Genomic DNA, 20,744 nt, shown 5'->3' on the forward strand with positions numbered 1-20,744 from the left:
CATAGCCGCCGGCGATCGCCATGATTGCGCCAGTGTCCGCTTGGACAAAATGTCGTAGACGAAATCGTCAAAACATCTTCAATATCATTTTGAAAATGCCGGGCATCCGATTGATTTATCATGGGTGGAATCGCCGCGTGAGCGGCGCGGATCACCCCATGTGATTTCAATGGGATTCTGCTAGGGATGGGGAGTTTGCTTCATTTGCAAGATGGTTCATAGGAGCGGGTGACACTGGCCTGCGGAATTGCGCATCTGGCGCTCAAACATTATTGGACAAGCTGAGGAGTCTCCCATGTCCCGAAACACCTATTATGCACCCCAGGGCGGACACCCCTCGCAAAGTCAGCTGCTGACGGGCCGTGCCGTATTCACCGAGGCCTATGCCGTTCTGCCGAAGGGGGTGATGCAGGATATCGTCACCAGTGTTCTGCCGTTTTGGGACAAGACCCGGTGCTGGGTTCTGGCAAGGCCGCTGTCCGGCTTTGCGGAAACCTTCTCGCAATACATCATGGAAGTCGCCCCTGGCGGCGGCAGCGCACGCCCGGAACTGGACCCGGATGCGGAAGGGGTGCTGTTCATTGTCGAGGGTGAGTTGCAGCTGACGCTTGCCGGCACGACCCACATCATGCAGCCGGGCGGCTATGCGTTTATCCCGCCCGCAACCGATTGGTCCGTTGTGAATACAACGGGGACCTTCGTGCGTTTTCACTGGATACGCAAGGCTTACGAAGCCGTTGACGGAATCGACCGGCCCACGCCGCTTGTGCTCAATGAAAACGACATTGCGCCATCGGTCATGCCGGACACGGACGGCAGGTGGGCGACGACGCGTTTCGTCGATCCGGCCGATGTGCGGCACGACATGCACGTGACCATTGTCACGCTGCAGCCGGGCGCCGTTATCCCGTTTGCCGAGACGCACGTCATGGAGCATGGTCTCTATGTGCTGGAAGGCAAGGCCGTCTATCGTCTCAATCAGGATTGGGTCGAGGTGGAAGCTGGCGACTTCATGTGGCTGCGCGCGTTCTGCCCGCAGGCCTGCTATGCCGGCGGCCCGCAGCCTTTCCGCTATCTGCTCTACAAGGATGTCAACCGCCACATGAAACTGTCGCTGCATCCCGGGCAGCGCTGACGCAAAGGCGAATAGAATAGTGGCCGGACACCGGAAAGCGTGTCCGGTTATGGCCGCCGCGAGCGGACGGCTGCTGCCGTTGTGACGATAATCAGCGTTGCCAGGCATCCCGCTAGAAACAGATATCCGGCAATGGCGGGATCGAGGGCAGGCACCCACCGGATGATGGCGGCCGTCGCTGCCACCACGGCGCAGGTGGCCGCTGTCAGCTTGGCATCGCCGAGGAACATCTTGTAAAGTTCCGCAAGCACTTCCTTCAGAATGTTCATCGGGAAATCTCCTGCTTCCTTGTGCCAAGGATATAGGCCATCGCGATTCCCGTCAGCAGGAAGAGGGCGGCAAAGAGAAGCAATGTCAGGTCCTGTCCCGGCCAGGCGATGCCCAGGCCTTCTCCGGTCCAGAACACGCCAAAGGAGGAGAGCATGACCCCGACGCCGAACTTCATGGTGTTTTCCGGGACACGCGACAGCGGTTTGTGGACGATGGCGCCCACCAGCAAGACGAGCACGCACGCTGCCAGTGCGCCAAGCGCCGCTGGGCCGACAAGGCCGCGGCCGGAGCCGACGGCGATCACGATGAACACGACTTCGAGTCCCTCAAGAAGAATGGCCTTGAAGGCTGTTATACCCGCGATCCAGTCAAGTGAAGCGCCACGCGTCTGTGCCTCCTGGTCGAGATTGGCCTTTTCCGCCTGAAATGCGGCAAGCTCGTCGTGCAGGGGAACAATGCCTGCCGAGCGGAGGATGGCCTTGCGCAGCCAGCCCATGCCGAACAGCAGCAGCAGAACGCCGATGACCAGCTGCAGGCCGTGCAGCGGAACCTGATCGAGCAGCGGTCCCAGACCGGCGACGATGATTGCAAGGACCGCCAGCCCCGCAAGGGTGCCGGCGATGGCGGGACGCCAGCCCCTGAGGACACCCACCGCCAAGACGATGGTGAACGCCTCAACGACCTCGACAACGGAGGCCAGGAAGGCCGCGCCGATTGCTGGTCCCGCAATGCTCCACGAGATACTGTCCATGATGATGAGTCGCTTGGTTGTATTTACTACATTGCGTGTGATAATGTAGTAAATACGACAAATGTCAATGGAGGACATGGTGTCTGGAGCACGTTCCATCTTTCCACCGGTCCATGGCAGCTCTCTTGCGCTGAGCCAGACGGAACGGCGGGTTGCAACCTATTTCGCCGCAAACAGGCATCAGGTGCTGGTTATGTCTGCGATGGAACTTGCCAGAACGCTGGGAACCAGTGATGCGACCATCATCCGCACCGCCAAGGCTGTCGGCTTCGACGGGCTTGATGCTTTGCGCCGGGCCATTGCCGATGATTTGAAGACACAGGACAATCCGGCAGAGCGGATCACCCAGACCATCAGGGAAACCGGGGGCGATCTGAAACGGGCGTTCGAGGACACGCAAAGGGCACAGATCCAGGCGATCGAAGCAATCAGCGCGAATGTACCGGCGGATGATTACGCTGCGCTGGTGACAAGACTGGCTGGCGCCCGCGAGATCGTCATCTTTGGCATCGGCCCCACGAGCGCGCTTGCCGTCTACTTCGCGACCCAGCTGACGCGGTTTGGCTTGCGGGCGCGCGCGGTGACGGCAACAGGCCTTCTGCTGGCCGATCAGCTCCTGCCGATGGAGAAGGGCGATCTGCTTTTCATCATGGCCTATGGGCGGGTCTATTCGGAACTTGACGTGCTTGTCGACCATGCCAGCCGCGTCAATGCCGGAAAAATACTGGTGACGGATACGCTGGAAAGCCAGCTGGGGCCAAGAGTTGACATGACGCTCACGATCCCGCGCGGAAAGACCGATGCCTTCAGCATGCACACGGCAACGCTGGCATTCATCGAGATGATCATCGTCGGCCTTGCCACCTTTCAGCCAAAGGCGGCGATTGAAAAGCTCGAACTTCTCAATCTGCTGCGTTCAGAACTGGCCGGAGACGATGTCAGGCTTATGCACCGTCTCCACAAAGGCGGTAGATCAGGCAAACATCGCGACGCCAAGCAGGACAAGCCCGAACAGAATGCGGTAGATCGCGAAAGCGGTGAAGCGGTTTGAACGGATGTAGTTGAGCAGCCATTTGACTGCGATGAATGCGGTGATGGTCGACACGACAAAGGCTATGCCCAGGGCGCCCCAGTCCTCATTGCCGCCGCCGGTTTTCCACTGGCCGTACAATTCGTAGGCGCTGGCCGCATACATCGTTGGAATGCCGACGAGAAATGCAAATTCGGTTGCCGCGGCCCGATTGCTGGTGCCGGCGAGCATGGCAATGAAAATGGTGGCGGCTGACCGCGAGGTGCCGGGGAATATGCCGGCCACGATTTGCGCGATACCGACGAGAATGGCAACCAGCCATGTTACCTCGGTCCGATCAGGCTGTTTTGCAGCAAGCCATTCGGCCACCAGCATCCACAGGCCGCCAATGATCAACGCCCACGCGACCGGCTGCAGGGTCTCCGGCAGTTTGAAGCCCAGCTTCTTGGCGATGAGCCCCAAAGCGGCGGTTATCAGAAACGCCAGAAGCAGCTTGCCGACATAGGCGCGGTTTTCCGGCAGATGCAGGCCGAAGGCGAGGGACCATATCCGCCGCCAGTAAACGATCGTCACCGCCAGTATGGCACCGGCCTGAATGACGATATTGAACAGATCGGACCTTTGCCCCAGCCAATGCTCGGCGATCAGAAGATGGCCGGTGCTGGAAATCGGGAGAAACTCCGTGATGCCTTCAATAATTCCCAGGATGACCGAATTGAGAATATCCATTTTGCGCGCCTAGAGATGAGGGGTTACGAATCGGGGAAACCAAGCCAAGGTTCAAGTTTTTCGAACGTGATGTCCATCGCATAGGCAGGATTGCCCCACACCGAGAAGTGACCGAACAGCGGAGAAAACTGCGATTCCGCGTGTTCTTCACCGCCGTGCGAGATTGCCGCGATGTAGAGAGCCGCGGCCAGCCCGGTCCGGTCGGCCCCGCCTTCGCAATGGATCAGCACCGGCTTTTCGGCCTGCTTCATCACGGCGAGCAAAGCTGCGGCGTCATCCTGCGAGAGGACTTCCCGCGACGACATGCGAAAATCGACATGCTTGACCCCAAGATCTCTCGCGGCCAGCACTTCCTTGTCATACCAGCCGGTGCCGGTATTTTCGCCGCGCAGATTGATGATGGTCTTGATGCCATAGGTCTTTTGATAGAAGGCGATCTGTGAGGGTGTCGGCTGGGCCGATCTGTATAGTTCGCCAGGGATGGTTGCATGGAAATTGCCCTGCCAGCGCATGGTGCCGTAATAGCCGCCGGCGCCCAGCACTGCGACAAGCAGCGCCGCGCCGCTGCCTTTGAGAATCTTTCGCCAACTGCCGCGACGAGCCGACTGCGTGCGTTGCTTCATTGGCCGGTGTTCTCCGCAGGTGGGTTTGACATGAATGATGGCTTTGCGCGCGCCGTAGTCGCAGCCAGATCAGGGCGGTTATAAGGCGAAACAACCGGGAACGACAATTTTACCCGCAGACCCGGCGCATTGTCTTCCAGTTCAATGCCGGCGTGGTGGAGATCGAGAATAGCCTTGACCAGGCTCAACCCCAGTCCGGTGCCCGGTGTTGTCCGGCTCTTATCGAGACGGTAAAGCCGCTGGAAGACCTTGCTGCGTTCTTCAACCGGGATTCCAGGACCATTGTCGGCAACGCTGACATTGATCGTGGCGTCTGAATGGGTTGCATTGATCCAGATTTTCGCGCCCTCCGGGCTGTGGCGTATCGAATTTTCAATCAGATTGGCGAAGAGCTGGATCAGCAGCTCGCGGTCGCCCGTCATCACAAATGCAACATCCGGTTCAAGCGATAGCTGCAATTGCTGTTTTCGATCATCGGCCACATCCGCGTAAACCTCCAGGATCGTTTCAAGACATTCCCGCAGGTCAACCTCGGAGAACCGTGACCGCCGCGATCCGGCCTCGATCTGCGCGATGCGCAGGAGGGCATCAAAGGTCGCGTTGATATGATGGCTTTCGTCCTGCGCCCGCTTGAGATCGGCGACAATCGACGATCCCTGGCCTGCCTTGTCGATGGCCTGGCTGATTGTCAGGGACAGTCTGTTGAGGGGTGTCTTGAGATCGTGGGCGATGTCTGTGCTGACCTGGCGCATGCCTTCCACCAGCGAACTGACCCGCCCGAGGGCCTGATTAACCTGGTCCGAGAGACGGTCGATATCGTCGCCGTTCCCGACCAGCGGAATGCGCACATCGAGCTTGCCGGAGCCGACCTTGCGCATGGTCGATGCTACCGTTTCCAACCGCTTCTGCACGCGCGATGCCAGAAAAACACCGCCCGCCGCCGCAAGGACCAAAACCATGACGCTGGCCCAGGCGAAACTGATGAAAACAATCCGCAGAAACTCTTCGTTTTCCCTGAAACTCATTCCGACAACCAGCGGCTGCTTGTCCACCTGGCCGGAATAGACGCGATAGGGTTCGTCATTGGCCAAGCCCAGCCGTGCCCCCTCAACCGTCGACCAGCCGGAAGGTACATCCGCCGTCTCTATGTTGCCTGCCAGGCGCTGTCCGTCCTTTGACGACAACAGGAAGACGCGGCCGAGGCCCGAAGACGACAGGACATGGCTGGTGACCGTCTCGGACAGTTCGGAGGCATCGCCCTCTCCATAGGACGCGGTCAGAATCGCATAGGTATCCTGGATGGTCTGGTCCAGATGGTCGGCAAGTTCCCGTTTGAGCAGTTGAAAGGTGATGAAGCCCGCCACCACAAACGACATGATGAAGAGCGTGGCAAAGATGATGGCCAGCCGGAACGGCGTGCTTTTGAGAAGGTCAATGCGGCGCATGCAGGCTGTAGCCGGTGTTTCGGATGGTGTGCAGCAACGGAAACGAAAACGGCTTGTCGATCTTTGCCCTGAGACGGCTGATATGCGTCTCGACAACGCTGGTCTTCGGGTCAAAGTGAAAATCCCAGACGCGCTCGAGCAGCATGGTCCGGGTCAGGACGCGGCCCTCATTGCGGATGAGAACTTCCAGCAAGCGGAATTCCCGCGGCTGCAGATCGATGAGGGTGCCGCCGCGCTTTACGGTTCGGCGCATGAGATCAACTTCCAGATCGGCGACGGCCACGGTGTTGCTTTCGCTTTGAAAGGGCGGCCGCCGGTGCAGCGCGTTGACACGGGCGGACAGTTCCGAAAAGGCGAATGGCTTGACCAGATAATCGTCACCGCCTGCCTCCAGACCCTCGACCCGGTCATCCAGCCCGCCGACCGATGTGAGAAACAGGACCGGTGTCTTCACGCCGGCCACGCGCAGCGCCTTGACGATGGAGAGGCCATCGAGACCCGGAAGCATCCTGTCGACAATCAGAATATCGTATTCCGTGCCCGCTGCATGGGAAAGTGCGCTTCTGCCATCTGAAATCACCTCGGCGATGTGTCCGGCTTCGGTAAAACCTTTGGCAATGTAGTCCGAAGTCTGCCGGTCATCCTCGATGATCAGTATGCGCATGTCCCGTCCCGAATTCGTCCGTGTTGATCGACTGTAGCATAAACCAAATGCACATGATGTCTTGATGTGGATTCGCATCGTCTCCCATGGGGCGTACAGGCTTCTCGTCACGGCCACCTTTCCGGCACTTTACAAATTGGTAAGAAAACGGCGCATGCCTGCGCTTACGAAATGGTAAGGGCGGGGCGAAGTACCCGTAAGAATGGGCGTTCACACTCTCCGGCAATGAACAAACCATGCCGGAGAAACCCAATGGATCGATACCTTGCGAAATACCCCACCCTGTTTATCGGAGCCGTGCTGTTGGCGGCCCTGCTGCTCTCGTTCCTGACCGTTCCCTCCTGAGGGAACTGCCACACCGCCACTTACGAACCCAATTACGCGCAGCAAACAGGCATGTGTTGCGTTCGGTTTGCCAGCCCTTTTCCCCCACCGATCATTCAATGGAGTTTTCACGATGAAGAAATATGCCCTCTCTCTGTGCCTGTTTGTGCTCTCGACCAATCTTGTCACCTCGCAAAGCTTTGCCGCCGGGCCCGCACCTTGCGAAGACATGTTGAAGGATGTGCGCGCTGCCAAGGCCACGGCGAAGCTGAACGAGGCCGACAAGGCGCAGGTGGACCAGCTTGAAGCCAAGGGCGTCGAACGATGCAATGCGGACGATGACAAGCGCGCTGACGAATTTTTTGCGCAGGCTTTGAAACTGCTGGGCAAATAACTGATTTCACCGACCGGAAGGAACCCTGACAATGGATGTCACCAGGCACGAGACACATGGGGCGCTCAACCGCGTCCCCGAGGTCAAAGTCGATTTTTGGCTGATCAAACTGATGGCTGTGACGATGGGAGAAACCGCCGCGGACTATCTGGCGGTGAATCTCGGTCTTGGCCTGTCTGCAACGTCCCTGATCATGAGCTCTATTCTGGTCGTGGCGCTGGTCCTCCAGTTCCGCCAGCGCCAATATGTTCCCTGGGTCTATTGGACAGCCGTGGTTCTCATCAGCATTGTCGGCACGCTTGTCACCGACAATCTCGTCGATAATTTCCATGTTCCGCTGGAAGTGACCACGATTGTCTTCACGCTTGCTCTGATTGCGACGTTTGCAGTCTGGTATGCCTATGAGAAGACGCTCTCGATCCATTCGATTTTCACCACGCGGCGGGAAGCCTTCTATTGGCTTGCGATCCTGTTTACCTTCGCTCTGGGCACTGCCGCAGGCGATCTGGTCGCAGAAAAATTCGGCTTGGGGTTCGCTGCGACCGGGCTGATATTCGGAGCAGTCATTGCGCTCATCGCGGTTGGCTATTTTGTCTTTCACCTCAATGCGGTGGTGGCCTTCTGGCTCGCCTACATCTTCACCCGCCCGCTCGGCGCATCGTTCGGTGATTTTCTCTCGCAGCCCATGGAATATGGCGGCCTGGGTTTTGGAACGATCATCACGAGCCTGATCTTCCTGGGATGCATCGTCGCCATCGTTGTCTATATGACCGTGATGTTCCGCAACGGAAACCGCAAGGCCGCAAGCCAGGCCGCCTAGCTATTCCTGCTTGACCGGGAGTCCCTGCCGGGACGATCTGCCGGACATGCGGCGTCTGTAGATGGCAACGATGGCAATGATCGACGTTTCCACCCCGACGAGGCCGACGGCGGCCCAGAATGCCGCCCGGAAGGGATCGTATTCGGACGTTCGCAAGACATATCCCAGACAGAGGAAAGGCGCGTTCCAAAGCATGCTGCCGAGCAGTGTTGCCACGCTGAAAATCTTGAAATCCAATCCCAATATCCCGGCAGGAAGCGCAAGATAGACACGCGCTGTCGGGATGGTTTGACCTGTCATGGTGACCCAGAAATGATTGCGCCGGTAAGCATTGGTCAGGCGTTCATAGAGCTTGGGGGAGAGAAATATGAACTTGCCATATTGCCCGACCTTCCGGGCCACGCGTTCGCCGCCCAATGTCCGGCCGATACCGAACCAGCAGCAGGCGCCGATGGTCGATCCCAGTGTTGTCGCTGCAATCGTGGCAATCAGGCTCTGCGGATCCGGTACGGTCATGCCCAGCAGCATGAGAAGGACATAGGACGGAAAGAGCGGAATGAACTTTTCCACGACGGCCAGGCCGGTGAGGCCGACAAAACCATAGCCGAGAAACCATGCCACCGTGCCAAGCTCATCCATTGGCCCGGTCCTGTTCCGGCAGCGCGGCGCGGCGTTTGATCCGGTACACCGATGCCGGGGGGATATTGCGCATCGTCTTGCCGACAAAGCTTTCCTCAAGCTGCAGGTGATCCAGAATGGATTGCGGAACAGGACAGCGCGGACCATAGGTGATCTGGTAAAAGGCGCCGTCCGGGCGAAGATAGCGGAAGGCGCCGCTGAGAATCCCCTTCACCTGCCGCGGCGGCATGGTCAGAACGCCCAAGCCGCTGACAACCGCACCGACCGTGCCGGGTTCGAACAGATTGAAGTCACCGATCCGCGCGGCGTCCATGCGCAGAATGCGCGCATGCGGAAACCGTTTTCCCAGAAGCCGGGCGAATTCGGTGCTGTACTCCACGAGGGTCAGCCTTGCCTCCGGTATGCCCCGCTCAAGCAGCGACCGCGTGAACGGCCCGGTTCCCGGACCCAGCTCAAGAACCGGCCCCATATCCGCATCGATCTCCCTGGTCATGAGTGCGGAAACCCGGTTTCCCGACGGGAGTATGGCGGCGGTGCGCAGCGGATTGCGTATCCAGGAGCGCAGGAAGGGGAGAAGGTCAGCAACCGGCATGGCGTGCGCCTTTTGTGTAGAGGGTGCTGCGGCCAGCCTGCCGGTATGCAGAGCCGCGATGTCGCTTTGATTTCATTGTTTCCTCGCGTGAATTGTCATTGACGGGGAAACGGTTGCCGTTTCTACATTGAGGCAGCGTGTCATATGCGGACTTGTGAACACATTTGGCGCCGCAGCGGGGGAAGGGCCGGTTTCGATGCAAGCCAGCCTCAATGTACGCACGCTATCTTGCGTCATCTTGTTGGCGGGCAGGCTTATGGGGGACTGGAATGCGGGTGTTGCTGGTGGAAGACGAGAAGGAGATGGTTGCGGCTCTGTGCAACGTCCTGACCCGTCAGAATATGATTGTCGACAGCGTCTCGACCATTGCCGCTGCGGAATTCATGCTGAAGGACAATGTGCATGACGTGCTCGTTCTCGACCGTCGGCTGCCCGATGGCGATGGATTGTCCCTGGTTCCGCGCTTGCGGGCAAACGGGCAGAACATTCCGGTTCTGGTCCTGACGGCGCGAGGCGATCTCAATGACCGCGTTGCCGGCCTGCAGGGCGGAGCCGATGACTATCTGGGCAAACCATTTGCCTTTGAAGAACTTCTGGCCCGGCTGCGTGCCCTTTTGCGCCGCCCGTCAAGCGTGGTGCCGGAGGTGGCGAAGATCGGCCAGCTGGCATTTGATTTCGAGCACCGCGAGGCCTGGGTCAAGGGCGAGCGCATCGATATGCCAAGACGCGAGGTTCTCGTGCTTGAAGCCTTGATGCGGCGCATGGGGCGCATGGTTCAGCGCGCCACGCTGATGGAGGCAGTCTTCGGCATGAATGACGAGATCGATTCGAACGCGCTGGATACGCATATCTCGCGGGTGCGCCGCAAACTCAGCGATGCCGGTGCAGGCGTTACCATCAATGGCGTTCGCGGCCTTGGCTACCTCCTGCGGGAGACGGCATGAAATTGTGGAGTTCGCGGTCGCTGAAATGGCGTCTCGTCAGCCGCCTGCTGCTTTTTGAAGCTGCGATCATCCTGTCGCTTCTGGTGGCCATTGTCGGCGGCCTGTGGAGTTCCGGCTATCTGATCGAGGATTATGAAGGCGGCAATCTCGATGTCCTGAAAGATGCCCTGTCCCGCAACGGCGCGGGTCAACTGGTTCTGCTGGATACGCCGGATATGGTGCAATTGCGTGGGGATGTCACCGATCTCTGGTTCATCATCCGCGACAAATCGGGAAATGAACTGTCGCAGGGGAGCATTCCTCCCGAGTTCGCACTGACGGGCGCCATGCTCGATCATCTGGCGGATGCGCGTCTGGCCGATGAGCCGGGACGTCCAAAACGGCCCGACGCCGTTGTCAAATGGCAGGATACCGCTGCCGGGAATGTGCAGATATTCACGGGAACGCAAGGACACATGTCATTCAAGCGCATGATCGCCGGCGTGTCCGGCGGGATGATGACCGTCATCATCCCTCTTTTCCTGGCAATGGCCCTGGCCAGCCTCGCCATAACCCCGCTGGTCGTGCGGTTTGCGCTGAAGGGGGTCAAGAGGGCTGCCGACGAGGCTGCTCAAATCGCCTACGACAAGCGCGGCCTGCGTTTGTCGACGGCTGAAGTTCCTGAGGAGCTTGGCCCGCTCGTCAATGCGGTCAATGACGCCTTGAGCCGGCTGGACAAGGGATATGCCCTGCATGAGCGCTTTCTGGCGCAGGCGGCACATGAGCTTCGAACACCCATCGCGATCCTCAACACGCGTGTCGCAGCGCTGCCCGCAAGTGGCGAGAAAACCCAGCTTCTGCAGGATATATCAAGACTGGCCATCCTGAGCGGGCAGCTTCTCGACCTGCAACGGCTCAACCATGCACCCATGCCTTTCGTGCCGGTCGACCTGGTGGGCGTTGCCGGACGCGTCGTGCTCGACCTCGCGCCGCTGGCCTTCGCGGCGGGGTATGAAATGTCGTTCGAACCCGATGCCGGTGAAATCATCGTCAACGGCGATCCGATGTCCATCGAGCGGGCGCTCACCAATCTGGTTCAGAACGCGATCGATCATGGCGGCGGCTCGGGCACGATCCTCGTCAAAGTGCTGCAAACCAAAGCCATTGTCGTGGCGGACGAGGGCGCAGGGATTTCCCGGGAGAAGCGCGAGGAGGTTTTCGAGCCTTTCAACCGCCTGCAGCCGCAGAGTTCGGGAACAGGCCTCGGCCTGAATCTGGTCAAGGAGATCATGCAACTTCACAACGGAGCCATCGAAATCGGCAATGGCCCTCTCAAGGGTGCCTGCTTCACGATGCGCTTCTCCGGCACGGCGGCTTGATGTCCTGAGACGGAAGAGTCCTAGAAAAATGTCTTGAACACGTCCAGGATGTTATAATCCTCATCAACGAGATACATGATGTCCCATTTGTCGAACGTCGTGCACGGATGCGAAATCCCCAGGCCGATACGGTCGCCATAGGCAAGTTTCAAGCCGGGATCAAAGCGCATGAAACAATGCTGGTCGTTGATATCGATGATTGCACATCCGTCGGGAAGGTCCCGAACGCCGGTATCCGCATTGGCCATGAGCAGCGGTACCGGTAATCCGGCATCGGTGCCGCAATCGCGGCGGCCCGCCGTGAGCAGGGCAAGCCCGGGTTCGGGAACGGATTGCACATAGGCCCAGATTTCCAGTGCCCGCCGCAACCCGTCTTCTTCTCCAAGGATGGATTTCAGCTGGGTGTGGTGGTTGTGATAGAGCCCCGAGTCGTGTGTCACGTAGCAGCCGCTGCGCGTGACCACGCGCATTCCCGCCTTCGCCAGCTGTTCAATGACAATATGGTAATAGGACGAGCCGCCCGCGGTGACGATTGGCTCTTCTGTTCCGAACAGACCTTGTTCCCGGAATGATTGCGCCAGGGCGGCGATCTCGGCGACAAAAGCAGTAACAGCCTGCTCCGGCGCGCCGGATTTTGCCTTGATCAGGCCCTCGAAGGCTTCAATTCCGGCAAGGCAGACGTCCGGCGTGGCGCGGATATGATGGGCAAGTTCGGTGGCGATGCCGTTGGTGCGGCAGCCGGTGCGCCCGCCGCTGTATCCGCGTTCGACGAGCAATTTGACCGGCCGGGTAAGATGGTTACGCCGTGCAGCGTCCGCGATGGCTGTCACACCCTCGATGCTGTCGGCGATCATCATGAAATCAAGGTCCGGCGCTTCCAGCATTCCGGCAATGGCATCGAGTTCGGCTGCACCCACGGCCTGGTTGGCAAGGATGATCCTCTGCGCACCGAACTGGCGGCAAACGCGCATCTGGTGGACCGTGGCAACCGTCAGCCCCCAGGCTCCGTCCGCAATCTGGCGGGCCATGATCTGCGGGCACATGGTCGTTTTGACATGGGGCGCGATCAGCGCGCCGCGATCGGTGACAAACCGCTGCATCCAGCGTGAATTGTGCGCCAGCGCATCCGCACGGATCACCGCTGCGGGAAGCGGGACATCGCCGGCAAGCACGTTCCAATGCTGTCTGCCGACATCACCAAGCGGCATGCGCTTTCCGAATGGAAAACTCTTGATGCTGTCGTCCAGCATCAGGGCTGCGAGCGAATCCACATTGAAAGTCATCAGCCGGTCCCTTTGATGCTGCCGAGATATCAGGCTTGCAGCCGTTGAAATGATTTGAGTTCCTTTCGCGCGGGTGAAACGGATCCCGCGTCGAAACCGGCTTGAAGGATTGTGTCCGGCACCGCCTCGTGACAGGCAAGCGCTGCCGCCACCTTTGCCAGCGCCGGAGCGGTCTGTATGCCATAACCGCCTTGGCCGGCAAGCCAGAAAAAATTGGCGAGCGCGGGATCGTAGCCAACGACCGGACTTCTGTCGGCGGCAAAAGTCCGCAGACCGGCCCATCGGCGAGAGATGGAACGGACCGGCAGATCGGCCGCCTGCTGGATGCGGTCGACGGCGATGGCCACGTCCATCTCGTCGGCTTGCGCGTCACAGGGCTCGCTCGGTGTTTCGTCGGCCGGGGAGGCCAGCAGCTTGCCCGCTTCCGGTTTGAAGTAGAACTCTTCGTCAATGTCGAGCACAAGCGGCCAGGAGGAGACATCGACACCATCCGGCGCGTCCAAAATCATCGCGGTCCGGCGCAGCGGCGTCAGGCCGATCCGTGCTGCACCGGCGGCCGCCGCCACATCATCGGCCCAGGCCCCGGCTGCATTGATGACCGTTGTGCCGTGGAAAGCACCATTTGATGTCGTAACGTCCCAGCCTGTCGAGCTCCGCTTCAGCGCAAGGACGTCCGCTGATGTTACGATGCTGGCGCCACGGGCGCGTGCGCCTTTCAAATAGCCCTGATGCAGGGCGTGGACGTCGATATCCCGGGAGCTCTCGTCCAGCAGCCCGTAGGCGACATAGCCGGGACGGATGATCGGCACGCGCTGGCATATGGCGGCGGGTGTCATGACCGGAGAAGCTTTTCCGCTGGAACCGAGAATATCGGTCATTGCAGCAATGCCGTCATGCTGATCGGCACGGGCGATATAAAGGACGGAACGCGGGCTGAGCAGTTCATTCTGGGCAAAACCTTCGGGCGGCGCTTCATACATGCTGCGGCTTGCCCGGGTGAGTGCGCGGATCGCGGCATTGCCGTAGGTTTCGGAAAAGAGCGCTGCGGACCGCCCCGTGGTGTGATATCCACAATGGGACTCGCGCTCCACAAGAAGCACGGATGATTTGGCGGCCAGTTCATAGGCTGCCGAAGCGCCCGCAATGCCACCGCCAATGATAATGAAATCGAACATGTATCACTCCTGAATTTAGCGTATAAGAAACTTAATTTTCTTAATGATCAAGTAAATTTTCCTTATCGCGTCGGCAGACGCGCTGTAGTAGCGTAATTCGCTATAAAATGTAGGATGATAGAATTATAATGACCGATCAGAAAACTGGCTTGGGTGACTTTCTCCGGGACATTCGCGTTCGCAATCATTGGACTCTGTTGGAAGTCAGCGAGATGACCGGGCTTGCCGTGTCGACGCTTTCCAAGGTCGAGAACAATCAGATGTCCTTGACCTATGACCGTCTGGTTCAGCTCGCTGCAGGGCTGGGTGTCGATATTGTTGAGCTTTTCGGCACAAGACCGGTGGAATCCACGCCCAGTCTCCTGGGGCGCCGTGCCATAAGCCGGCAAGGGGAAGGGCGTTTGATCCAGACCGGCAACTATGACTATCTCTACCTTTGCACCGAGATATCCAAGAAATCCATGGTGCCGATCCTTGCCGTTCTGCATGCCAGAACAATAGAAGAGTTTGGTGAATTCGTCCATCACGACGGTCAGGAATACACCTATGTCGTCGAAGGCGCGCTGGAGCTGCACACGGAGCATTATGAGCCCGCAATGCTGAAAGCCGGTGATTCCGTCTATTTCGATGCTTCCATGGGCCATGCCTATCTCTCCGTCAGCGAGAGCCCGGCACGGATTCTCTGTGTTTGCTCCACCTCCGAAAAGGAGCTGATCAACTCGCTGGTCGGTGCGGATGGAGAGATTTCGAATTTGAAAAAGAAATCCAAAAGTCGACGCAAGACTAGTACGATAAGAAAATAAGTTGCGCTTAGGAAAATCATTACCTATTCTGATCGTGCGGATAAATTGCCGGAAACAAGGCGCCGTTCGAGTCCGCCGAACCTCAGAGGGTATAAAATGGTTTTCTCACAATGGAAGAAAATGGGGCTTGCCCTGTTGCTCGCCGCATCGGTCAGCAGCAGCGCGCTGGCTGCCGCCGATGTTCTGGTTCTGGCGCGCGCCGAGGACCCGCCCACGGCGGACCCGGGCGTGGAAATCAGCAACAGCGGCTATACGCTGATCTACGCAGCCTATGAACATCTGGTTGCGTATAAGGGTGCGACCACCGAGGTTGTTCCCGAGCTTGCCGAGAGCTGGTCCGTCGACGACTCCAATCTGATCTGGACGATCAAGCTCGCCGCCGGCCATAAATTCGACGATGGCACGCCGGTTGATGCCGCGGCGGTCAAGTTCAGTTTCGATCGCCTGATGAAGCTGAAGGCCGGACCATCCGATTCATTTCCCGTGCTGAAGGAAGTCCAGGTTGTCGATCCGATGACGGTGAAATTCGTGCTGTCGTCGCCGTTCGCTCCGTTTCTTTCGACCCTGGCGGTTTCGGGTGCGGCGATTGTCAATCCGAAGGTGATGGAGCACGAAGTCAATGGCGACATGGCCAAGGCCTGGCTTGTCGAACACACGGCAGGCAGCGGCGCTTACAGGATTTCGAGCTGGGAGCGCAATCAGAGCATTGTGCTCGATCGCAATCCGCACTTTTCCGGACCGGCACCTGCCTTGAAGCAGGTCGTCATCCGGGTCATGGGAGAAGTTTCCGCCCGCCGCCTTCAACTCGTCAATGGTGATGCGGATATCATCGAACAGGTGCCCGTCGATCAGGCGGAAGCCCTGAAGAAGGACCCCTCGATTGTTGTCGAGAGCAATCCCAGCCTTTATGTGAGCTACGTCTACCTCAACAACAAGCGCCCGCCGTTGGATGATGTCCGCGTGCGCCAGGCGATTTCCTATGCCGTTGATTACAAGGGCATTGTGGACGGTATCATGCAGGGGCAGGCCGAGCAGATGCGCGGAGCCGTGCCCGATGGAATGTGGGGTCATGATCCCGCCGGTTTCCAGTACAGCTATGACATTGAGAAAGCCCGGGCGCTGATGAAGGAAGCGGGCCAGTCCAATGTCCATCTGACCTATACATTCTCCCAGGCCGATACCTCGTGGGAGCCGGTCGGTCTCGCCCTGCAGGCCAGTCTCGCCGAAATCGGCATCAAGCTGGATCTGCAGGCGGTGGCCGATACGACCAAGCGCGAAATGGCGGCCAAGGGCAATTACGACCTTGCCCCGGGTGCCTGGACCCCGGATTTCGCCGATCCCTATATGTTCATGAACTACTGGTTCGACCCGGACAAGATGGGCGGGCCCGGCAACCGGGCATTCTACAAGAACCCCAAGGTCACGAGTCTCGTTCAGGAAGCGGCCAGTACCGTTGACCAGGCCAAGCGTGAAAAACTCTATCTGGAAGCCCAGACGCTTTCCACGCAGGACGCGCCTTATCTCTATCTCATCCAGAAGAACGATATTTTTGCGCGGCGGGCCGCGGTTCAGGGTTATGTCTATAACCCGATGCTGATCCAGGTCTACAACTTCGCGACAATGTCCAAGAAGGAATAGCCGGGCGCTGGCGTGACCACCCGGCCTGACACCTCGTCAGTTGAAACTCCTGTTCCAAGCGCTCACGCAATGCGAGGGACAGGAGGACTATCGGGTTCCGTCCGAACAGGACGGAAGGGATACGCTCATTTCCATGATATGAAGCAGCAAAAGCTGCACGAAATGAGGATTGATAGTCATGACAATCACTCGAATTATCGTTCCGCGCCTCATCCTGTTGTTCTTCGTCGTCTTTGGCGTCGCCATCATTACCTTCGCCATTTCGCACCTGATACCCGGCGATCCCGCACGCCTGATCGCCGGAGACCGGGCGAGTGCGGAAACTCTGGAGAACGTGCGGCGCGACCTGGGGCTCGACCGGCCGGTCACCGATCAATTCGTCATCTATGTGCGCAACCTGCTGCACGGCGATCTGGGAACGTCGCTGCGAACGCGGCGGCCGGTGGCCGCCGACATCGCGACCTTCCTGCCCGCTACGCTGGAGCTTGGCCTTCTCTCGCTTGTGCTGGCGGTCCTGATCGGCGTGCCGCTCGGGGTCTTCTCGGCGATCTACAAGGATGGTCCGATCGACCAGATTGCCCGTACAGTGTCGGTCTGCGGTATTTCGATGCCGGTCTTCTGGTTCGGCATGGTGGTCATCCTGCTGTTTTATGCCAAACTGCAGATCCTTCCGGGAAGCGGCAGGCTGGCCATGGCGTTCGCCGCACCGCAGCGTGTCACCGGCTTCTTCCTGATCGATACCCTGCTGGAGGGCCGGTTTGACGCGTTTCTCAGTGCGGTGCGGCATCTCATTCTGCCGACCTTCGTGCTGGCCTTCGCCAATCTCGGCGTCATTACACGGCAGATCCGCGCGTCGATGCTCGATGTGCTGCAGGAAGATTACATCCGCACCGCCAGGGCAAGCGGCCTGCGGCGCAGGGTTGTCATCTTCAACCATGCCCTGCGCAACGCGCTGATACCCTCGATCACGCTGCTCGGTCTCGCCTTGGGCGATCTGCTCTACGGGGCCGTGCTCACCGAAACCATCTTTGCCTGGCCTGGCATGGGCACCTATGTGGTGACCTCAATCCAGACCCTGGATTTCCCGGCCATCATGGGTTTCACCGTGGTTGCCTCCATCGGCTATGTCCTCATCAATCTGGTGATCGACCTGGCTTACATGCTTGCTGATCCGCAAATCCGGGAGGTGGGATAATGGTTGCAATCAATCCCGAAGATCAATCCGCCGCAGGCCGCGTGCCGAAGCGCTCGCGGCTGCACTTTCTCTGGTATCTGACGCGGCGCAGCCCGCTGACACTGGTCGGACTGCTGATCATCACGCTGCTCGTCATCATGATCGTCGGCGCCCCCTTCATCGCGCCGTATGACCCCAACAAGGTCATGCTGTCGGCACGGCTGATGCCGCCAAGCGCGGCCCATTGGTTCGGCACGGATGAAGTCGGCAGGGACCTGTTTTCGCGGGTTATCTACGGCTCGCGCGCCTCTTGCGGTGCGGCTTTCATGATCGTGCTCATTTCCATGAGCATCGGCGTGTTTCTGGGTTGTCTCTCAGGCATTGTCGGCGGAGTTTTCGACAGTGCCATGATGCGTATCATGGATGTCGTCCTGGCCTTGCCCGCCCTGGTGCTTGCCATGGCATTGGCGGCAGCCCTCGGTCCGAGCCTCTTCAATTCGATGCTGGCGGTGGCGATCGTGCGCATACCGGCCTATGTCAGGCTGGCGCGCGGCCAGACGCTCTCGTTGCGCGAGCGGGTTTTCGTCAAGGCATCCCGAACCTTCGGGGCCTCCAATCTCTATATCCTGCGCTGGCATATGCTGCCGAACGCACTCTCGCCGCTGATCGTGCAGGCGACGCTCGATCTCGGCGGTATTGTTCTCATCGCGGCGGCGCTGAGTTTCATCGGCCTTGGCGCGCAGCCGCCGACGGCGGAATGGGGCGCGCTTGTCAGCAGCGGCCGGAGCTTCATCCTCGACCAGTGGTGGTATGGAACATTTCCGGGGCTGGCAATTCTTGTGACGGCCATGGGCTGCAATCTTCTGGGTGATGGCATCCGCGACATGCTGGATCCGCGATTGGGGACGAGATAATGACGGCACACAGCGTACAGCGTCCGCACGCGTTGAGCATCGAAAACCTTTCGCTCGAATTTCCAACCTATGCCGGTGCCGTCAAGGCGCTGGATGGCGTGACGATCAAGGTGGGAAATGCCGAAATCGTTGGTCTGGTGGGCGAGTCTGGCTGCGGCAAATCCGTCAGCACCATGGCGGCCACGCGTTTGTTGCCGGAAGGCCGGTACAAGATCACGCAAGGGAGCATCCGCCTTTTCGGGCGCGATCCGATGGCGATGGACGAAGAGGAGCTTCAGCAGGTTCGCGGCAAACTGGTTTCCACCATTTTCCAGGAACCCATGAACGCGCTCAACCCGACGATCCGGATCGGCCAGCAGCTGGTGAGCGTCATCCGGCGTCACGAAGCGCTCGGCAGGAAGGCGGCCGAAGCGGTGGCAGTCAATATTCTGGCCGATATGCTCATCCCGGAGCCCGCCCGCATCATGCAGGCCTATCCGTTCGAATTGTCGGGCGGCATGCGCCAGCGGGTGCTCATCGCCATGGCATTCTCGTGCAATCCGGGCCTGATCATCGCCGACGAACCGACGACAGCCCTCGACGTCACGGTCCAGGCGGCGATCCTGCGGCTCATCCAGGGGCGGGCAAGGCGGACCGGAACATCGGTGGTGTTCATATCCCACAACATCGCCGTGGTATCGCAAATCTGCGACCGGCTTTACATCATGTATGCCGGGCGCATCGTGGAGTCGGGGCCGACCCGCGCGGTCCTCGACCGGCCGCAGCATCCCTATACCAGGGCGCTTCTGCGCTGCCTGCCCGAACGGGTCCGGCCAAAGGAGCCGCTGGAGTCCATTCCCGGCACGGTGCCCAATCTCCTTGATCCGCCGCCGGGATGTTTTTACCGGCCGCGATGCCCGGAGGCCGATGCCAGATGCATGGAGAAACCGCATTCAACCGCCTTGCCGGGCGGGCAGGCCGTGTCCTGCTGGCAACGGGCCGGCCATCCATCCCATCCGTCGAGCGAGGTTCCGTCGTGAAAGCAGCCCCGCTCCTCAGTGTCGAAAATCTCACCGTCCGGTTTCCTGGAGCAACGAACTGGTTCGGACAGGTGACATCGCAGGTCCATGCCGTCAACAATGTCGATCTCTGCGTGCTGCCGGGCGAGAGCCTCGGTATTGTCGGGGAATCCGGCTGCGGCAAGAGCACGCTCGTTCAGGCTGTGATTGGCCTTGTCAGGCTGACGAGCGGCAGAGTGCTGGTGGATGGGCATGATTTTGCCGGTGCAAACGGCACGCTCAAGCGCGATCTCCGGCAGAAGATGCAGATCGTCTTTCAGGACCCGCAATCGTCGCTTGATCCGCGGTTGCCGGTCTGGCGCCTGATCACGGAGCCGCTGCATATCAGGGGAGGCATGCCGGCGGCTGCCTTGCGGGCCCGGGCGGAAGAATTGGCCGTCTCCGTCGGATTGAGAAGCGATCAGCTCGACCGGCTGCCGCACGAGTTTTCCGGGGGACAGCGTCAGCGTATCGCCATCGCCCGGGCGCTCAGCACGGACCCCGAACTTCTGATCCTCGATGAACCGACATCGGCATTGGATGTGTCAGTGCAGGCCCAGATCATCAATCTGCTCCTGAAGCTGCAGCGCGAGCTTGGGCTTTCCTACCTGTTCATCTCGCATGATGTGTCGCTGGTCCGTCATTTCTGCGACCGGGTTGCGGTCATGTATCTTGGACAGATCGTCGAGACGGGGCCGGCGGAGGCGGTGTTTGACGATCCCGCGCATCCTTATACCCGGACCTTGCTCGCCAGCGTTCCCAGTTTGGAAAATTCTCTTCCCGACGTGGATGCCAGCCTTACAGGCGAGCTTCCGAACAACCGCCGTCTGCCCGCCGGGTGCTATTACCGCGAACGCTGCAGATCAGCTGTGCCGGGGTGCGAACTGCCGCAAGCGCTTTTGGCTGTGCCAAAGGCCAATGCGGAGAGTGCGCCGCGGCATCAGGCGCGCTGCTGCCTGCACATGCCGGCATAGATAGGAAACGCCGCAGTTCGTTTTGACC

At 59.4% G+C, this 20,744-nt stretch carries 22 protein-coding genes; 12 read left to right on the top strand and 10 right to left on the bottom strand.

The features are described 5' to 3' along the window. Positions 1-295: 295 nt before the first annotated feature. Positions 296-1,135, top strand: coding sequence for a bifunctional allantoicase/(S)-ureidoglycine aminohydrolase (locus C5750_RS09195; RefSeq protein ID WP_105733560.1), 840 nt, complete (start codon positions 296-298; stop codon positions 1,133-1,135). A gap of 47 nt (positions 1,136-1,182) precedes the next feature. Here C5750_RS09195 and C5750_RS09200 read toward each other — a convergent pair whose 3' ends face one another. Both C5750_RS09200 and C5750_RS09205 read right to left on the bottom strand, forming a co-directional pair. After that, positions 1,183-1,404 (bottom strand): hypothetical protein, encoded by a 222-nt coding sequence (locus C5750_RS09200; protein ID WP_105733561.1) that lies wholly within the window; start codon positions 1,402-1,404, stop codon positions 1,183-1,185. Further along, positions 1,401-2,156, bottom strand: coding sequence for a COG4280 domain-containing protein (locus C5750_RS09205; RefSeq protein ID WP_105733562.1), 756 nt, complete (start codon positions 2,154-2,156; stop codon positions 1,401-1,403). Before C5750_RS09205 ends, C5750_RS09200 begins: the two co-directional genes overlap by 4 nt. Before the next feature lie 79 nt (positions 2,157-2,235). Between C5750_RS09205 and C5750_RS09210 the strand changes: the two genes are divergently transcribed. Beyond that, a complete protein-coding gene (locus C5750_RS09210) occupies positions 2,236-3,207 on the top strand; it encodes a MurR/RpiR family transcriptional regulator (protein WP_158531278.1) in 972 nt (323 codons plus the stop codon). Here the strand turns inward: C5750_RS09210 and C5750_RS09215 are convergent. Genes C5750_RS09215 through C5750_RS09230 form a run of 4 tightly spaced genes read right to left on the bottom strand, consistent with a single transcriptional unit; the run spans position 3,130 to position 6,647 of the window. Then, positions 3,130-3,915, bottom strand: coding sequence for an undecaprenyl-diphosphate phosphatase (locus C5750_RS09215; protein WP_105733564.1), 786 nt, complete (start codon positions 3,913-3,915; stop codon positions 3,130-3,132). The two genes, C5750_RS09210 and C5750_RS09215, sit on opposite strands and share 78 nt — an antisense overlap. A gap of 23 nt (positions 3,916-3,938) precedes the next feature. Continuing rightward, positions 3,939-4,538, bottom strand: coding sequence for a tyrosine-protein phosphatase (locus C5750_RS09220; protein ID WP_105733565.1), 600 nt, complete (start codon positions 4,536-4,538; stop codon positions 3,939-3,941). Next, complete coding sequence (locus tag C5750_RS09225; protein WP_105733566.1) at positions 4,535-5,983, bottom strand: HAMP domain-containing sensor histidine kinase; 1,449 nt, start codon at positions 5,981-5,983, stop codon at positions 4,535-4,537. The genes C5750_RS09220 and C5750_RS09225 overlap by 4 nt, the downstream gene beginning before the upstream one ends. Continuing rightward, positions 5,970-6,647, bottom strand: coding sequence for a winged helix-turn-helix domain-containing protein (locus tag C5750_RS09230; protein WP_105733567.1), 678 nt, complete (start codon positions 6,645-6,647; stop codon positions 5,970-5,972). The genes C5750_RS09225 and C5750_RS09230 overlap by 14 nt, the downstream gene beginning before the upstream one ends. A 457-nt stretch (positions 6,648-7,104) precedes the next feature. On the opposite strand from C5750_RS09230, the gene C5750_RS09235 reads away from it, so the two are divergent. Beyond that, positions 7,105-7,365 (top strand): hypothetical protein, encoded by a 261-nt coding sequence (locus tag C5750_RS09235; protein WP_105733568.1) that lies wholly within the window; start codon positions 7,105-7,107, stop codon positions 7,363-7,365. A 31-nt stretch (positions 7,366-7,396) separates the two neighbouring features. Beyond that, entirely contained in the window at positions 7,397-8,185 is a 789-nt protein-coding gene (locus tag C5750_RS09240; protein WP_105733569.1) for a COG4705 family protein, read from the top strand. On the opposite strand, the gene C5750_RS09245 is transcribed toward C5750_RS09240, so the two are convergent. Beyond that, a complete protein-coding gene (locus C5750_RS09245; protein ID WP_105733570.1) occupies positions 8,186-8,824 on the bottom strand; it encodes a DedA family protein in 639 nt (212 codons plus the stop codon). Beyond that, positions 8,817-9,416, bottom strand: a complete 600-nt coding sequence (locus tag C5750_RS09250) for a class I SAM-dependent methyltransferase (RefSeq protein WP_105733571.1) — start codon at positions 9,414-9,416, stop codon at positions 8,817-8,819. Before C5750_RS09250 ends, C5750_RS09245 begins: the two co-directional genes overlap by 8 nt. Before the next feature lie 269 nt (positions 9,417-9,685). On the opposite strand from C5750_RS09250, the gene C5750_RS09255 reads away from it, so the two are divergent. Beyond that, positions 9,686-10,360, top strand: coding sequence for a response regulator transcription factor (locus C5750_RS09255; protein ID WP_105733572.1), 675 nt, complete (start codon positions 9,686-9,688; stop codon positions 10,358-10,360). Next, the gene (locus C5750_RS09260) at positions 10,357-11,718 is read left to right on the top strand and encodes a sensor histidine kinase (protein WP_105733573.1); all 1,362 of its coding nucleotides are present in this window, start codon (positions 10,357-10,359) and stop codon (positions 11,716-11,718) included. The genes C5750_RS09255 and C5750_RS09260 overlap by 4 nt, the downstream gene beginning before the upstream one ends. A gap of 20 nt (positions 11,719-11,738) precedes the next feature. Here C5750_RS09260 and C5750_RS09265 read toward each other — a convergent pair whose 3' ends face one another. Together C5750_RS09265 and C5750_RS09270 are read right to left on the bottom strand one after the other, a co-directional pair. Beyond that, positions 11,739-13,001 (bottom strand): amino acid deaminase, encoded by a 1,263-nt coding sequence (locus C5750_RS09265; protein ID WP_105733574.1) that lies wholly within the window; start codon positions 12,999-13,001, stop codon positions 11,739-11,741. Between the two features lie 29 nt (positions 13,002-13,030). Next, on the bottom strand, positions 13,031-14,176 hold the full coding sequence (locus tag C5750_RS09270; RefSeq protein ID WP_105733575.1) for an NAD(P)/FAD-dependent oxidoreductase: 1,146 nt from the start codon (positions 14,174-14,176) through the stop codon (positions 13,031-13,033). Between the two features lie 128 nt (positions 14,177-14,304). On the opposite strand from C5750_RS09270, the gene C5750_RS09275 reads away from it, so the two are divergent. The 6 genes from C5750_RS09275 (at position 14,305) to C5750_RS09300 (ending at position 20,716) form a co-directional block, all read left to right on the top strand. Continuing rightward, positions 14,305-14,979, top strand: a complete 675-nt coding sequence (locus tag C5750_RS09275; RefSeq protein ID WP_105733576.1) for a helix-turn-helix domain-containing protein — start codon at positions 14,305-14,307, stop codon at positions 14,977-14,979. A 96-nt stretch (positions 14,980-15,075) separates the two neighbouring features. Next, positions 15,076-16,617 carry an ABC transporter substrate-binding protein gene (locus C5750_RS09280; RefSeq protein WP_105733577.1) on the top strand — a complete coding sequence of 514 codons (1,542 nt, stop codon included), beginning with the start codon at positions 15,076-15,078 and terminating at the stop codon, positions 16,615-16,617. 178 nt (positions 16,618-16,795) lie between these two features. Then, the gene (locus C5750_RS09285) at positions 16,796-17,812 is read left to right on the top strand and encodes an ABC transporter permease (RefSeq protein WP_105733578.1); all 1,017 of its coding nucleotides are present in this window, start codon (positions 16,796-16,798) and stop codon (positions 17,810-17,812) included. Then, complete coding sequence (ddpC, locus tag C5750_RS09290; protein WP_105733579.1) at positions 17,812-18,705, top strand: D,D-dipeptide ABC transporter permease; 894 nt, start codon at positions 17,812-17,814, stop codon at positions 18,703-18,705. The genes C5750_RS09285 and ddpC overlap by 1 nt, the downstream gene beginning before the upstream one ends. Beyond that, positions 18,705-19,724: an ABC transporter ATP-binding protein gene (locus tag C5750_RS09295; RefSeq protein WP_105733580.1), complete on the top strand. Its 1,020-nt coding sequence runs from the start codon at positions 18,705-18,707 to the stop codon at positions 19,722-19,724. Before ddpC ends, C5750_RS09295 begins: the two co-directional genes overlap by 1 nt. Further along, positions 19,619-20,716: an oligopeptide/dipeptide ABC transporter ATP-binding protein gene (locus C5750_RS09300; RefSeq protein WP_105733581.1), complete on the top strand. Its 1,098-nt coding sequence runs from the start codon at positions 19,619-19,621 to the stop codon at positions 20,714-20,716. Before C5750_RS09295 ends, C5750_RS09300 begins: the two co-directional genes overlap by 106 nt. Positions 20,717-20,744 lie beyond the last annotated feature (28 nt).

Origin of the sequence: Phyllobacterium myrsinacearum, assembly GCF_002980555.1 — a bacterium.
Taxonomy (GTDB): domain Bacteria; phylum Pseudomonadota; class Alphaproteobacteria; order Rhizobiales; family Rhizobiaceae; genus Phyllobacterium; species Phyllobacterium myrsinacearum.

Excerpts from the sequence above, each read along its gene's own strand:
- C5750_RS09255 (WP_105733572.1), top strand. The coding sequence starts at position 9,686 with ATGCGGGTGTTGCTGGTGGAAGACGAGAAGGAGATGGTTGCGGCTCTG.
- C5750_RS09265 (WP_105733574.1), bottom strand. The coding sequence starts at position 13,001 with ATGACTTTCAATGTGGATTCGCTCGCAGCCCTGATGCTGGACGACAGC.
- C5750_RS09250 (WP_105733571.1), bottom strand. The coding sequence starts at position 9,416 with ATGCCGGTTGCTGACCTTCTCCCCTTCCTGCGCTCCTGGATACGCAAT.
- C5750_RS09285 (WP_105733578.1), top strand. The coding sequence starts at position 16,796 with ATGACAATCACTCGAATTATCGTTCCGCGCCTCATCCTGTTGTTCTTC.
- C5750_RS09295 (WP_105733580.1), top strand. The coding sequence starts at position 18,705 with ATGACGGCACACAGCGTACAGCGTCCGCACGCGTTGAGCATCGAAAAC.
- ddpC (WP_105733579.1), top strand. The coding sequence starts at position 17,812 with ATGGTTGCAATCAATCCCGAAGATCAATCCGCCGCAGGCCGCGTGCCG.
- C5750_RS09195 (WP_105733560.1), top strand. The coding sequence starts at position 296 with ATGTCCCGAAACACCTATTATGCACCCCAGGGCGGACACCCCTCGCAA.
- C5750_RS09215 (WP_105733564.1), bottom strand. The coding sequence starts at position 3,915 with ATGGATATTCTCAATTCGGTCATCCTGGGAATTATTGAAGGCATCACG.
- C5750_RS09240 (WP_105733569.1), top strand. The coding sequence starts at position 7,397 with ATGGATGTCACCAGGCACGAGACACATGGGGCGCTCAACCGCGTCCCC.
- C5750_RS09275 (WP_105733576.1), top strand. The coding sequence starts at position 14,305 with ATGACCGATCAGAAAACTGGCTTGGGTGACTTTCTCCGGGACATTCGC.
- C5750_RS09200 (WP_105733561.1), bottom strand. The coding sequence starts at position 1,404 with ATGAACATTCTGAAGGAAGTGCTTGCGGAACTTTACAAGATGTTCCTC.
- C5750_RS09235 (WP_105733568.1), top strand. The coding sequence starts at position 7,105 with ATGAAGAAATATGCCCTCTCTCTGTGCCTGTTTGTGCTCTCGACCAAT.
- C5750_RS09270 (WP_105733575.1), bottom strand. The coding sequence starts at position 14,176 with ATGTTCGATTTCATTATCATTGGCGGTGGCATTGCGGGCGCTTCGGCA.
- C5750_RS09230 (WP_105733567.1), bottom strand. The coding sequence starts at position 6,647 with ATGCGCATACTGATCATCGAGGATGACCGGCAGACTTCGGACTACATT.
- C5750_RS09245 (WP_105733570.1), bottom strand. The coding sequence starts at position 8,824 with ATGGATGAGCTTGGCACGGTGGCATGGTTTCTCGGCTATGGTTTTGTC.
- C5750_RS09260 (WP_105733573.1), top strand. The coding sequence starts at position 10,357 with ATGAAATTGTGGAGTTCGCGGTCGCTGAAATGGCGTCTCGTCAGCCGC.
- C5750_RS09205 (WP_105733562.1), bottom strand. The coding sequence starts at position 2,156 with ATGGACAGTATCTCGTGGAGCATTGCGGGACCAGCAATCGGCGCGGCC.
- C5750_RS09280 (WP_105733577.1), top strand. The coding sequence starts at position 15,076 with ATGGTTTTCTCACAATGGAAGAAAATGGGGCTTGCCCTGTTGCTCGCC.
- C5750_RS09300 (WP_105733581.1), top strand. The coding sequence starts at position 19,619 with ATGCATGGAGAAACCGCATTCAACCGCCTTGCCGGGCGGGCAGGCCGT.
- C5750_RS09225 (WP_105733566.1), bottom strand. The coding sequence starts at position 5,983 with ATGCGCCGCATTGACCTTCTCAAAAGCACGCCGTTCCGGCTGGCCATC.
- C5750_RS09220 (WP_105733565.1), bottom strand. The coding sequence starts at position 4,538 with ATGAAGCAACGCACGCAGTCGGCTCGTCGCGGCAGTTGGCGAAAGATT.